At 74.2% G+C, this 12633-nt stretch carries 11 protein-coding genes; 5 read left to right on the top strand and 6 right to left on the bottom strand.

Features of this window, described 5'->3' with window-relative positions:
- Positions 1 to 174 precede the first annotated feature (174 nt).
- Positions 175 to 555: a YtxH domain-containing protein gene (locus DE149_RS05675; protein WP_044658681.1), complete on the top strand. Its 381-nt coding sequence runs from the start codon at positions 175 to 177 to the stop codon at positions 553 to 555.
- Between the two features lie 63 nt (positions 556 to 618).
- Here DE149_RS05675 and DE149_RS05670 read toward each other — a convergent pair whose 3' ends face one another.
- The 3 genes from DE149_RS05670 to DE149_RS05660 are packed head-to-tail and all read right to left on the bottom strand — an operon-like array spanning position 619 to position 3552.
- On the bottom strand, positions 619 to 1365 hold the full coding sequence (locus DE149_RS05670; RefSeq protein WP_060973610.1) for a hypothetical protein: 747 nt from the start codon (positions 1363 to 1365) through the stop codon (positions 619 to 621).
- Positions 1362 to 2120, bottom strand: coding sequence for a hypothetical protein (locus DE149_RS05665; protein ID WP_044658680.1), 759 nt, complete (start codon positions 2118 to 2120; stop codon positions 1362 to 1364). Before DE149_RS05665 ends, DE149_RS05670 begins: the two co-directional genes overlap by 4 nt.
- 10 nt (positions 2121 to 2130) lie before the next feature.
- Complete coding sequence (locus DE149_RS05660) at positions 2131 to 3552, bottom strand: LLM class flavin-dependent oxidoreductase (RefSeq protein WP_020621436.1); 1422 nt, start codon at positions 3550 to 3552, stop codon at positions 2131 to 2133.
- Positions 3553 to 4020: 468 nt separating this feature from the next.
- On the opposite strand from DE149_RS05660, the gene DE149_RS05655 reads away from it, so the two are divergent.
- The 3 genes from DE149_RS05655 to DE149_RS05645 are packed head-to-tail and all read left to right on the top strand — an operon-like array spanning position 4021 to position 6748.
- Positions 4021 to 4869 (top strand): ABC transporter ATP-binding protein, encoded by an 849-nt coding sequence (locus tag DE149_RS05655; protein ID WP_020621435.1) that lies wholly within the window; start codon positions 4021 to 4023, stop codon positions 4867 to 4869.
- The gene (locus tag DE149_RS05650) at positions 4866 to 5885 is read left to right on the top strand and encodes an aliphatic sulfonate ABC transporter substrate-binding protein (protein ID WP_020621434.1); all 1020 of its coding nucleotides are present in this window, start codon (positions 4866 to 4868) and stop codon (positions 5883 to 5885) included. Before DE149_RS05655 ends, DE149_RS05650 begins: the two co-directional genes overlap by 4 nt.
- Entirely contained in the window at positions 5882 to 6748 is an 867-nt protein-coding gene (locus tag DE149_RS05645) for an ABC transporter permease (protein ID WP_044658679.1), read from the top strand. The genes DE149_RS05650 and DE149_RS05645 overlap by 4 nt, the downstream gene beginning before the upstream one ends.
- Before the next feature lie 31 nt (positions 6749 to 6779).
- Here DE149_RS05645 and DE149_RS05640 read toward each other — a convergent pair whose 3' ends face one another.
- Positions 6780 to 8036 (bottom strand): acyl-CoA dehydrogenase family protein, encoded by a 1257-nt coding sequence (locus DE149_RS05640; RefSeq protein ID WP_063189897.1) that lies wholly within the window; start codon positions 8034 to 8036, stop codon positions 6780 to 6782.
- Between the two features lie 210 nt (positions 8037 to 8246).
- On the opposite strand from DE149_RS05640, the gene acs reads away from it, so the two are divergent.
- Complete coding sequence (gene acs, locus DE149_RS05635; RefSeq protein WP_078025423.1) at positions 8247 to 10451, top strand: acetate--CoA ligase; 2205 nt, start codon at positions 8247 to 8249, stop codon at positions 10449 to 10451.
- On the opposite strand, the gene DE149_RS05630 is transcribed toward acs, so the two are convergent.
- Together DE149_RS05630 and DE149_RS05625 are read right to left on the bottom strand one after the other, a co-directional pair.
- Entirely contained in the window at positions 10400 to 11689 is a 1290-nt protein-coding gene (locus DE149_RS05630; protein ID WP_113914123.1) for a M20 family metallopeptidase, read from the bottom strand. The two genes, acs and DE149_RS05630, sit on opposite strands and share 52 nt — an antisense overlap.
- Before the next feature lie 51 nt (positions 11690 to 11740).
- Positions 11741 to 12544 carry a hypothetical protein gene (locus DE149_RS05625; protein WP_113914122.1) on the bottom strand — a complete coding sequence of 268 codons (804 nt, stop codon included), beginning with the start codon at positions 12542 to 12544 and terminating at the stop codon, positions 11741 to 11743.
- Positions 12545 to 12633 lie beyond the last annotated feature (89 nt).

Below are 12633 nucleotides of genomic sequence, written 5' to 3'. Positions count from 1 at the left end.
CGTCGTGGGGCGGGACGGCGGGGACGAACGCCGCCGACCCTCGCACGGCCGTGCGCCTCAGTCGTTGACGCGGCGGGCTCCGATGACCAGAGTGATCCCAGGACAGCGCGCCAGCGCGCCGCCCGGCCCGTCCAAGAGGGTCGGCGCGGTCCCGACACATGAAGGAGACCACCCATGCGCCTCATCACCCTGGGCCTCGGCGCCGCACTCGGCTACCTGCTCGGCTCCGCCGAGGGCCGCAAGAACCTCGAGAAGATGACCCAGAACGCCCAGAAGCTCTGGAACGACCCCAAGACCCAGGAGAAGGTCGGCCAGGTCCAGGAGACCGCCCAGCAGAAGTTCGCTGAGGTGAAGAAGTCCGATCCGGTGCAGAAGGCCACGACGAAGGTGGAGGATGCCATGCAGGGCAACGACAAGAAGAACGACGTCCGCGAAGATCGCGTGACCGAGTCCAACAACGACAACATCACCTCGGCGGCCCGCCACGGTGCCGAGCCGGACACCATCTCGGACCCGTCCACCCCGCTGGGTGACGAGGGTCCGCTGACGCGCTGACCCGCGCAGACACGGCGGCCCGCCTCCCCGAGGGGAGGCGGGCCGCCGCCGCCGTGGGCCGGGTCAGCCGTCCTGCTTCAGGACCTCGTCGGCCGGCGGGGCCTGCACCGGATCCACCCCGCCCATCTCGGAGAGGGTCACCACGGCCTTCGTGCCGGCGGACTCGGTCTCCACGGTGAGCAGGCGGCCGTCCTCCTTGGACACCGTGAACGCGGTCAGCTCCACGCCCTCCTGCGGGCCCGAGACGGGCTCGTCCAGCACGTAGCGGATCGCATCCTGACCGCTGCGGCGGATGCCGTCCGCGTCCGCCTCGACGTCGTCCAGGCCGCCCGACTCCGGCAGGGAGCCCAGCAGGGAGCTCACCATCGCGCCCATGCCGGTGGCGCTGGGATCGCCCTCGTACGGGGTGGCGGTCCAGCGCTCCGCATAGGCGGGATGGTCCTCACCGCTCGCGCCGACGCGCTCCACCGTGAACCGGGAGTACGCGGTGCCGTCCACGATCCGGGACTCGTCCCGGGTGATCAGACCGTCGTCCTTGTACACGGACACGTACCGCATGGACGAGCCGTCCACGGGACCGGAGATGTCCACCGCGTCCGGGACCGCGCGGCCGTTGCTCGGGGCCTCGGACCGCAGCTCGGTGACCATGCGGACGGAGTCGGCCTCCTCGAGCTGGGTGCGGGCGCGGTCCCAGGCGCCGGGGGCGTCGTCGCCCGAGGCGCAGCCGGTCAGCAGCAGGGCGGCCGCCCCGAGGGCGGCGAGGGACAGGCCGCGGCGGGTGCGGCGGGTCTGGGTCTGGCGCTGCCTCACTCGGCCACCTCCTCCGGCGCCTCGGCCGGCTCGATCTGGTTCCAGTCGCTCAGGGCGTACTGCTGGGTGGCCCGGCCGTCGTCGACGGTGAGCGCGACCAGCTCGCCGTCGTCGTCCACCGTGAAGGAGTGCACCCGGGTGGCGTCGCCCTCGACCATTGCGGCGTCGGCGACCTCCTCGGGCACGGCGTAGCGGTAGGCCGTGCCGTCGTCCCAGTCGACCTCCTCGGCGCGCACCTCGGCGCCGTCGAGGGCGTCCGCCGCGGGGAAGCCCACCTGGTCGAGGAGGGCCTTCAGGGGCGGCTCCTGCCCCTCACCGGCCGGGACACGGCGCCACTGCGGGTCGGAGTACATCACCTGGACGTCGTCCGGGACGTCGGAGCCGTCCACGTCGACCCGGACGAACACATCCTCGCCGACCTGGCGGGACTCCATGGTGATGTGTGAGTCCCGGCCGACCTGCATGACGCCCTTCGACTCGGCGTCGCCGCCGTCGAGCCGGCCGGCGATGTCCCAGCGGACCGAGTGCGGACCCTGACGGCCGGTGGTGTAGGCGGTCTCGAGTCGGACGGTCTCGGCCTCGTCCAACTGGGTGCGGGCCTGATGCCAGGCCTCCCCCGCCGACTGCGGCTCGGATGCGCACCCGGCCAAGGCCAGGGCGCCCACGACGCCGAGCCCGGCCGCGCGGACGGCACGTCTGCGCTGCATGTTCTCCTCCTGGGGCTGCTGCCGGCCGAGGCAGGGCGCCGCGGCCATTGGCGTCACCCTACCGGCGGCGCAGGGCGAAGGATGCGCCGTGGTGGTTCTGCGGCAGGTGGTCGCCGCGGCCGAAGAGCTTGTGGCGCAGCGTGCCGTCCGTGTACGCGGTCTTGTAGCGGCCGAGCTTCTGCAGCGCCGGCACCACGAACTCCACGACGTCCTCGAAGGCGCCCGGGGTGATGTGGTAGGCGAGGTTGAAGCCGTCCACGTCGGTCTCGTCGGCCCACTCGACGAGCTGACGGGCCGCGGACTCGCCGCCGCCCACGATCACGGGGCCGAAGCCGCCGATGCCCACCCATTCGGCGAGCTTGCGCACGGTCCACTCCTCATCCGTGCCGGAGGCCTTCTGGAAGGTCTCCACGGCGGACTGGATGGCGTTCGACTTCACGTCCCCGATCGGCTCGTCCAGGTCGTACTGGGACAGGTCGATGCCCATCCAGCCGGACATGAGCACGAGGCCGCCCAGCGGGTCCACGTACTGCGCCAGGTCGTCGTACTTGGCCCGCGCGTCCTCGTCGGTGGCCCCGGTGACGATCGTCTGCATCGCGAAGATCTTCACGTCGTACGGGTCACGGCCGGCGTCCACCAGGGCCTGGCGGATCTTCTTCACGGTGGCGGCCGCCAGCTCCTTCGTGGGGGAGTTGATGAACACGGCCTCGGCGTGCTTGCCGGCGAAGGCGCGGCCGCGCGTCGAGGCGCCGGCCTGGTAGATCACGGGGGTGCGCTGCACGGACGGCTCGGTGACGGCGTGGCCGGGCACGGTGAAGTACCGGCCCTCGTGGGCGATGTCGTGGACCTTGGCCGGGTCCGCGAACACGCCGGACTCCTTGTCGTAGACGACGGCGTCGTCCTCCCACGAGCCCTCGAGGAGCTTGTAGACGACGTCGAGGTACTCGTCGGCGTGCTCGTAGCGCTCGTCGTGCTCCATCTGGTCGTCCTGGCCCATGTTCTGGGCGGCGGAGGGCAGGTAGCCGGTGACCACGTTCCAGCCCACGCGGCCGCCCGTGAGGTGGTCGAGCGTGGCGAGGCGGCGGGCGAACGGGTAGGGGTGCTCGTAGGCGGTGCCGGCGGTGACGCCGAAGCCGAGGTGCTCGGTGACCGCGGCCATCGCGGAGACGAGCAGGAACGGGTCGTTCACGGGGGTCTGCGCGCCGGTCCTGATGGCGGCCTCGGAGGTGCCGCCGTACACGGAGTACGGGCCGAGGACGTCGGCGATGAACAGGCCGTCGAACAGGCCCTTCTCCAGCGTCTGCGCCAGGTGCGTCCAGTAGCCCAGGGTGTTGTAGTCCCGGGCGTGGTCGTCGGGGTGACGCCAGAGACCCGGGGACTGGTGGGCGACGCAGTTCATGTCGAATGCGTTGAAGAGGATCGCGCGGTGCTCGTCCGGGCGGGTGGGTGCTCCGGCCCCGGCGTTCTCGGCGGTGCTCATGGGTCTCCTTTCCAGGGCCGCCCGGTCGCAGGGGCGCGGCCGGGCGAGCGACGGTTCCGCACCATGCAACGCTGACGCGGCCGGCGGTGGAAGCCGGTCCGGCCCAGGGGTTCATGACGGCCCCGCCGGGCCCGGCCACGCGTCCGGCGCCCGGTTCGTGACATGCCCCGACCATGACGGAGGACACGTCCGCGGGCGGCGGCCCTGTTGCGGCCCAGTGGCACCCCAGCGCTGAGCCAGAGAAATCTGCTGCCTCCACCCTGCAGAGACGACCGAAACGTCTGGCTCGGCGCTGGGCTCGGGCCGTGACGGCCGGCCGGGCCAGGACCGGCGGCGCCCCCGGTGTGACGCCCGTGTGACCCTCCGGCGCCGGCGGCCGGGCGACCGCGCGGCCGACCGGGCCCGCGGTGGTCTACTGGCATCCGTATCCGTCCGACACCGACGACGAAGCGACGATGGGAGCCCTCCATGAGCGTGCACGCGCCTTCCCGTGCCACCGCCTCCACCCCGGTCCGGGACGAGGACCGCCACAGCCTCGACGTCGTCTTCCGCGGCGTCGGGCGCACGTTCCCCACCGCGGACGGACCACGCGTCGTCCTGCGCGACGTGGACCTGACCGTGGCGCCCGGCGAGGTGCTCGCCGTGATCGGCGCCTCCGGCTGCGGCAAGTCCACGCTGCTGCGCGCCGTGGCCGGCCTGGACCCGGACTTCGACGGAGAGCTGCTGATCGACGGCTCGCCCGTGCGACCCTACGACGAGCGCACCGCCGTCGGCTTCCAGGAGCCGCGCCTGCTGCCCTGGCGCACCCTGCGCCGCAACGTGGAACTCGGCCTGCCCCGGGAGCTGGACCGCGCCGCGGGCCGGGACCGCGTGCAGGAGCTGCTCGAGCTCGTGGGCCTCGCGCCCTTCGCGGAGCACCGCCCCCGGGAGGTCTCCGGCGGCATGGCCCAGCGGGCCTCGCTCGCCCGCGCCCTGGCGCGCCGCCCCGGCGTGCTGCTGCTCGACGAGCCCTTCGGCGCCCTCGACGCCCTGACGCGCCTGAAGATGCAGGACCTGCTGCTGGACGTGCACGCCGCCACCGGCACCACCGTCCTGCTCATCACCCATGACGTGGAGGAGGCCCTGCAGCTCGCCGACCGCGTGCTGCTGCTCGCCCGTGACGTCCCCGCGCCCGACGGCGGGGCCCGCCCCGGAGCGACCGTGGGGCGGATCGTGGACGTGCCGGGGGCCCGTCCCCGCGACCGCGCGGACGCCCGCCTGGCCCGGCTGCGCGCCGAGCTCCTCGAGGGCCTCGGCGTCGAGAGCCACGCCCGATGAGCGGCGCCGGCTCCGCACGCCTGACCCGTCGCACGGCGCTCGGCCTGCTGGCCGCGTCCCTGCCCCTGGGCCTGAGCGGATGCGTCCTGCAGGGTGAGGCGACGACCGGGCCGGTGAACGGTCCGGACACGCTGAGCATCGACTACGCCACCTACAACCCGCTCTCCCTCGTGATCCGCCACCAGGGATGGCTGGAGGAGACGCTCGCGCCCCGCGGCGTCCGGGTGAACTGGGTGTTCTCCGCCGGCTCCAACAAGGCCAACGAGCTCCTGCGCTCGAACTCCGTGGACATCGGGTCGACGGCCGGCTCGGCCGCGCTGCTGAACCGGGCCAACGGAGCGCCCACGCGCATCGTGGGCGTCGCCTCGCGGCCGGAGTGGTCCGCGCTCATGGTCCCGCCCGGCTCGGACATCACGGACGTCGCCCAGCTCGCGGGCCGCACGGTGGCCGCCACGCGCGGGACGGACCCGTACTTCTTCGCCGTGCAGGCGCTCGAGGCCGCCGGGGTGGACCCGGCCGACGTCGAGATCCAGAACCTGCAGCACGCCGACGGCCGCGCCGCCCTCGCCGGCGGATCGGTGGCCGCGTGGTCCGGGCTCGACCCGATCATGGCCAAGGCCGAGGCCGAGGGCGCCCGCTTCCTGTACCGGGACCTCGCCCTGAACACGTTCTCCGTCCTCAACGCCACGGAGTCCTTCCTCGAGGCGGACCCGGAGACGGCCCAGACCGTCCTGGACACGTACGAACGCGCCCGCGCCTGGGCGCTCGAGCACCCGGACGAGACCGTCGGGATCCTGGCCGAGGCCGCGAAGATCTCTCCCGACGTCGCCCGCACCGTGATCCTCGAACGCACCAACGCGGACGTCAGCCCCGTGCCGGGCCAGGAGCTGCTCGACGCCCTGACGGGGGTCGGACGGATCCTGGTCGGCACCGGGTCCGTCGACTACCAGCACCAGGTGGACGCCGCGCTGGCGAGCATCCTGGACACCCGTTTCGCCGAGGAGGCCATCCGATGAGCGCCGCCCTGACCACCCCCGCCGCGACGACGGGCCCCGAGGCGCGCGAGCGGTCGGGTCACGACGACGGCGACACAGGGGCGCGCCGACGGCAGCGGCCCCGGGTGCTGGACCGGCCCGGCGCCCGGGCGGTGGTGGGGCTGGCCGCGCCCGCTGTCCTCCTGGTGCTGTGGTGGGCGGTGACGGCCGCCGGGCTGCTCTCCGCGGTGCAGCTGCCCTCCCCCGGCGCGGTGCTGAGCGCCGGCGTCAACCTGCTGGAGCGGGGCGACCTGTGGCTGCACGTGGGGATCTCCACCCAGCGCGTGCTGCTGGGCTTCCTGCTCGGCGCCGCACTCGGGCTGGCCGTGGGGTCCGCGCTCGGGCTGTCCCGGTGGGCGGACGCGCTGTTCGCCCCGCTGATCGGGGCGCTGCGCGCGGTGCCCTCGCTGGCCTGGGTGCCGCTGCTGATCCTGTGGATGCAGATCGGCGAGGAGTCCAAGGTCACCCTCATCGCGATCGGCGCGTTCTTCCCGGTGTTCACCACCGTCTACGCCGCCCTGCGCCATGTGGACCCGCACCTGGTGGAGGCCGGTCGGGCCTTCGGCTACCACGGGCTGTCCCTGCTGCGGACGGTGCAGCTGCCCGCCGTGGTGCCGGCCGTGTTCTCCGGCCTGCGGCTGGCCCTGGCCCAGGCCTGGCTGTTCCTGGTGGCCGCGGAGCTGATCGCCTCCTCGATGGGCCTGGGCTTCCTGCTCACCGACTCGCAGAACAACGGACGCACGGACCGCCTGATCCTGGCGATCATCCTGCTCGCCGTGCTCGGCAAGCTCACCGACTGGCTGCTCGGCCTGCTGGAGCGCCGGGCCCTGCGCCGCTGGGCCTGAGCCCGGCACGTCCGGCCGCCCGGTCGTCGGGTCAGTCCCCCTCGGGGACCTCGCCGGCCGACGTGTAGGCGGTCGGCGGGGTGCCGTTCACGAGCCAGTCGCCGGCCATGCGCACCTTGAACGCCGCCGGGTCGTGGGTGGCGAGGGTGCGGGCGTTGCGCCAGTGCCGGTCGAGCCGCAGCGTGGCCGACGTCGCCGACGCGCCGAGCGTGTCGAAGATGCGGGTGCACACCTCGAGGACGGCCTCCGGCACCACGGCCTGGGCCCGGTACGCGGCCGCCATCGCCTCGGCGGACGCCGCCACGACGTCGGCCTCCGCCGGGCCGGCCCCGTCGGCGCCGTCCTGCCCCTCGTCGAGCAGCCGCCCGATCTCGCGCACCATCAGCTCGGCCGCGGCCTGCCGCCCGGCCAGCTGCCCCATGATCTCGAGGAGCTGGGGGTCGTCCTTGGGCAGCGCGGCCGTGCCGGTGTTGAAGGTGCGGCGCCGCTGCCGCAGCAGCTGCGTGCCCTCCGTGAGCGCCGCCCGGCCGATCCCGGCCTGCAGCGCCAGCAGGGTCGCCTCCATGAGCACGGGCACGGGCCCGTCCTGCCGCGGCACCTCGAGCAGCTCCTCGGCCGCGGCGTCGTCGAGCACCACGGACCCGGTGGCGGTCAGGCGCTGGCCGAAGCCGTCCCAGTCGTCCTTGATGCCCACGCGCGGCTGACGCACGCGCACGACGGCGACGGCCCGGTCCGGCTCGCGGACCGCGCCCCCGGCCCGCTTGGAGTTCCGGCGGGAGACGAGGTCCGCCCCCTCGATGCCCACGGTCGCGGCGGTCCACGTGGCGAAGGCCGAGCCGGTCGCGTAGTACTTCTGCCCCCGCACGACCCAGGTGCCGCCCTCGTCCCGGCTGGCCAGGGTGGCGGCACGGCCCGGCGCGGCCCCGCCGGCGCGTTCGGCCAGGGCGGAGCCGGCCCAGTCCCCGTCGACGATGTGCCGCAGCCACCGCTCCCGACGGGCGGGCGCCTGGTCCATGGCCGTGGCGATGAACACGAGGTGGGAGCGCCAGACGTGCGCGGTGTTCACGTCCCGGGCGGCCAGGTCCATGAGCAGGCGCAGCACGGTCTCGCTGCCGCCGCCCTCGCCGCCCGCGTCCTCGGGGACACCGACCTTGCCGAACCCGGCGGCCTGCAGCTCCGCGAGGGCGGCGAACGGCAGGTGCCGGCCCGCCTCGCGGGCCCGCTCGCCGTGGGCGACGGAGTCGAAGGCGTCGGCGTACCGGGCGGCGAGGGTGGCGTAGGTGGTCATGGCCCTACTCTGACACGCGCGGGCGGGCCGGCGGCCGGGGCGACCCGGCCGTGGGACGGGATCCACACCGGCCGCCGTCGCCCTGGCCCGCGCCGGGCGCCCGCGGGGGTCCGGCGGGCCGAGCATGACCGCCGGTGACGACGGCGGGCGGGGCGCCGTCGTCGTCGTCCCTAGCCTGGTCGGACCCGCCGACCAGGAGGACCGCCGCCCATGACGCCCACCGAGGACCCCGCCCGCCCCGACCCGGCCGAGGAGGGCGCCTCCGGGGCCGTCCGCGGACCGAACGACGGCGTGCCCGCCGCGGCCCTCGCCACGCTGCCCGGCCCCCTCCCGCAGGCGCTCGTCGACGCCGCCGACCCGGACGTCCACCCCGGCCGCCCGGCGGACCGGCTGCACGGCGGGCGCGGCGACGGCCGCCCGGTGGCCGAGGCGGACCGGCTCGCGTTCTGGGAGGCGGCCGGCCGACGTCTGAGCTGGGAGCGACCCTTCACCCGGACACGCTCCCTCACCGCCCCGGACCCGGCCGCCGAGCGCGGCCCGGAGATCCGCTGGTACGAGGACGGCACCCTGAACGTGGCCGTGAACTGCGTGGACCGCCACGTGGCGGCGGGGCGCGGGGAGAAGGTCGCCCTGTACTTCGAGGGCGAGCCCGGCGACCGCCGCGCCGTCACCTACGCACAGCTGCAGCGCGAGGTCGCCCAGGCCGCGAACGCCCTCGAGGAGCTGGGCATCGAGGCGGGCGACCGCGTCGTCGTGTACCTGCCCGTGCTCGTCGAGACGATCGTCATCACGCTGGCGTGCGCGCGGATCGGCGCCGTGCACTCGCTCGTGTTCGGTGGGTTCTCGGCGGAGGCGCTGCGGTTCCGCGTCGAGGACACGGGCGCCAAGCTGCTCGTCACCACCGACGGCCAGTTCCGCCGCGGTGCCGCCGTCCCCGTGAAGGCCAACGCGGACGAGGCCGTGTCCGGGGACAACGCGATCGAGCACATCCTCGTCCTGGACCGCACGGGCCACCGGGACATCCCGTGGACCGAGGGCCGAGACCTGTGGTGGCACGACGTCGTGGACCGCCAGCCGGACACCCACACCCCGCGCGCCTTCGACGCGGAGCACCCGCTGTTCATCATGTACACCTCCGGCACCACGGGACAGCCCAAGGGGCTCGTGCACACCTCCGGCGGGTACCTCGCCGCGGCCTCGTGGACGCACGACTTCCTGTTCTCCCACCCGAACCCGGCACGGCGCGACGACGACGTCCACTGGTGCACCGCGGACCTGGCCTGGGTCACCGCGCACACCTACGAGATCTACGGTCCGCTCTCGAACGGGGTCACGCAGGTGATCTACGAGGGTGTGCCGAACGCCCCGCACCCGGGCCGGCACTTCGAGGTGATCGAGCGCTACCGGGTGACGAGCTACTACACGGCGCCCACCCTGATCCGCTCGCTCAAGGGCTGGCATCCGGACGGGATCCCGGCGCACGCGGACGGCGGTCCGGACCTGTCCTCGATCCGCCTGATCGGGACCGTGGGCGAGTCCGTGAACCCGGAGGCCTGGACGTGGGCCCGCACCCAGATCGGCCGGGACACCCCGGACCTGCCGATGGTGGACACGTGGTGGCAGTCCGAGACGGGCGCCACCGTGCTCTCCCCCCGCCCCACGGACACGGCCTTCAAGCCGGGCTGCGGCTCCCGGCCCCTGCCGGGGGTGGACGTGGCCGTGGTCGACGACGACGGCGCCCCCACGCCCGAGGGCCTGCAGGGCCGGATCGTGGTCACCCGCACCTCGCCGGCGATGGCGCGGACCGTGTGGCGGAACCCGGCCCGCTACTTCCACTCGTACTGGGAGGACTACGCGGACCAGGGCGAGGCGGGCTGGTTCCTCGCCGGCGACGGCGCCAAGCGGGACGAGGACGGCGACGTCTGGATCCTCGGGCGCGTGGACGACGTCATCAACATCTCCGGGCACCGGCTGAGCACCATCGAGATCGAGTCCGCCCTCGTGGCGCACCCGGAGGTGATCGAGGCGGGGGTGTGCCCCGTGCCGCACGAGACCACCGGGCACGCCGCCGTCGCCTTCGTCGTGGCGCACGAGAGCTGGCTGGCCGGCGACGACGGCCCCGGCGCCTCCGCCGCCGACCGCGCCGAGGAGCTGCGGCGGCATGTGGGGCGGGTGATCGGGCCGGTGGCCAAGCCCGCCGAGGTGGTCTTCGTCCCCGACGTGCCCAAGACCCGTTCGGGCAAGATCATGCGGCGGCTGCTGACGCAGCTGCACCAGGGCACCGCGCTCGGGGACACCACGAGCCTGCAGAACGAGCCGTGCGTCGGGCAGATCGCCGAGGTGCTCCGGGCCGGCCGCCGCGCTCAGGACGCCGGCACCGGCGCCGTCCGCAGCGCCAGCTCGGCCAGCACCTGAGCGGCCCGCGGCACCACGGCGTCGTCGAACACGGCCTGCGGGGAGTGGTTGACCGGGGCCTCGTCCGGGTCCACGCCCTCCGGGACCGCCCCGAGCAGGACGTAGGCCCCGGGCACCCGCTGGAGGACCTCGGAGAAGTCCTCGCTGCCGGGCTCAGGCTCGGGCAGCTCCCGGTAGGCGTCGGCCCCGTAGAGGTCCTCCACGACCCCGCGGGCGAAGGCCACCGCGTCCGCGTCGTTGGCCGTCACCGGGAACGCGCAGTCCGCCCGGACCTGCGCGCTCATGCCGTGCGCCGCGGCGATCCCGTGCACCATGCGCTCCACGGCCGCGCGCAGCCGGGCGCGGGCGTCCGCGGAGAAGGTCCGCAGGGTGAGGGCGAGGGTGGCGCTGTCCGGGATGATGTTGGCCGCCGTGCCCGCGCTCAGGTGCCCGACGGTCGCGACCACCGGGTCGAAGGCGTCGAACTGCCGGGTGACCACGGACTGCAGCGCCAGCACCATCTCGGCGGCCACGGGCACCGGATCCTGGGCCAGGTGCGGCACGGAGCCGTGCCCGCCTCGACCGTGCACCGTCACCACCAGGTCGTCGCAGCCGGCCTGGATCGCCCCCGGGCGGCTGCGCAGGACGCCGCGCGGGTACGTGCCCGAGGAGACATGGATCGCGTAGGCGGCGTCCACCGGTCGCCCGGCCGCCTCCAGCAGTCCCTCCTGGATCATGTGCAGGGCGCCGCCGCCGGTCTCCTCCCCGGGCTGGAACATGGCCACCACGTCGGCGGCGAGCTCCCCGCGACGGCGCACCAGCCAGGCCAGCGCGCCGTAGAGGCCGGCGGTGTGCAGGTCGTGGCCGCAGGCGTGCATGGTGCCCGGCACGGAGGGGGCGTACTCCAGCCCGGTCTCCTCCGTGACGGGCAGGGCGTCCATGTCCCCCCGCAGCAGCACGACCGGCCGCCGGGCCCCCTCCGGCAGCGGGGCCCCGCCGCGCAGCACCACGACGACGGAGCTCAGCGCCCGGCCCACGCTCGTCTCCAGCGCAGGGCGGCCGGTGGCGGCATCCTCCCCCGCCTCAGCGCGCAGGGCCTCGAGCCGCTCGAGGACGGCGGCCTGGGTGCGGGGCAGGTGCAGGTCCAGCTCCGGATGCCCGTGGAGGAGGCGGCGGAAGGCGATCGCCTCCCGGGCGATGTCCTCCGGCAGGTCCGGGGCGAGGGCGTTCGCGGGCGGGGTGGGGGCGGTGCGGTCCATCAGGACATCATGCCGTGGCGGCCCGCCGGCCCACCCGGATCGCGCAGCGGGTCAGCCGGCCAGCTCCTGCAGCTCGGTCAGGTCGAAGACGTCCTCCTTGGCGGGGGCCTCGGGCGCCTCGACCGCGTTCCACTCGGTGAAGGTGGCGTCCGCGTCCACGTCCTCGTCCTCGTCCTCCGAGTTCACGTCCTCGAGGCGGTAGAGGGTCGTGCTCTCCGGGTCGATCAGCATCGTCCGACCGAACTCGTGGTGCTCCTCGGGCAGCGCGTACTTGAGGTACGTCCTGCCCTCGAGCTCCACCTCCTCGGCCTTCAGGTCCTTGCCGTCGAAGGCGTCCGCGGCGGGCATGTCCTCCTCGAGGTCGGACATGATCTCCTGGAGTGAGATGTCCATCTGCGCGGCCTGCTCGGCGCTCGTCTTGATCCAGCGGTCGCCCACGAGGGTGGAGAACATGCCCATCTCCCGGGGCAGGTCGTCACCGTCGGCCCTGAGCTTGAAGAACACGTCGGCGTCCCGGCGCAGGACCTCGATGTCCATGGTGGCCGCCCCCATGTCCATGTTCATGGTGCCCTTGAGGTGGGAGTCGTCGGTGGCGCCGGCGAGGTCCACGTTCGCGGACTGGATGGCGTCCGTGCCCAGGGAGGCGGAGGGCGACGCCGAGGCCGACACGTCGTCCTTCTCCTCCCCCTTGTCGGCGGCGGTGCCCTCCACCCTCAGGCGCAGGCTCTCGGCATCCACGACCTTCTGGCGGATCTCGGGCCAGCTCTCGTCCAGCGTCGGGTCGGAGGCGCAGCCGGTGAGCAGCAGACCGGAGGCGGCGAGCATGCCGACGGCGAGGCGTGCGGGCGTCTTCATGGGGGACTCCTTCGCAGAGGTGCGGACGTGCCGGCGGCCGGGGACCGCCGGGTGATGACCCCTCGACCGTCTCACGTCACCCCTGGCCC

The organism is Micrococcus sp. KT16 (genome assembly GCF_003315015.1).
Taxonomy (GTDB): Bacteria; Actinomycetota; Actinomycetes; order Actinomycetales; family Micrococcaceae; genus Micrococcus; species Micrococcus luteus.
This window is presented reverse-complemented; position numbering and strand designations above follow the sequence as displayed.

Coding starts and splice junctions, on each gene's coding strand:
- DE149_RS05640 (WP_063189897.1), bottom strand. CDS start 8,036: ATGACCACCTACGCCACCCTCGCCGCCCGGTACGCCGACGCCTTCGAC.
- DE149_RS05660 (WP_020621436.1), bottom strand. CDS start 3,552: ATGAGCACCGCCGAGAACGCCGGGGCCGGAGCACCCACCCGCCCGGAC.
- DE149_RS05665 (WP_044658680.1), bottom strand. CDS start 2,120: ATGGCCGCGGCGCCCTGCCTCGGCCGGCAGCAGCCCCAGGAGGAGAAC.
- acs (WP_078025423.1), top strand. CDS start 8,247: ATGACGCCCACCGAGGACCCCGCCCGCCCCGACCCGGCCGAGGAGGGC.
- DE149_RS05630 (WP_113914123.1), bottom strand. CDS start 11,689: ATGGACCGCACCGCCCCCACCCCGCCCGCGAACGCCCTCGCCCCGGAC.
- DE149_RS05655 (WP_020621435.1), top strand. CDS start 4,021: ATGAGCGTGCACGCGCCTTCCCGTGCCACCGCCTCCACCCCGGTCCGG.
- DE149_RS05675 (WP_044658681.1), top strand. CDS start 175: ATGCGCCTCATCACCCTGGGCCTCGGCGCCGCACTCGGCTACCTGCTC.
- DE149_RS05625 (WP_113914122.1), bottom strand. CDS start 12,544: ATGAAGACGCCCGCACGCCTCGCCGTCGGCATGCTCGCCGCCTCCGGT.
- DE149_RS05650 (WP_020621434.1), top strand. CDS start 4,866: ATGAGCGGCGCCGGCTCCGCACGCCTGACCCGTCGCACGGCGCTCGGC.
- DE149_RS05645 (WP_044658679.1), top strand. CDS start 5,882: ATGAGCGCCGCCCTGACCACCCCCGCCGCGACGACGGGCCCCGAGGCG.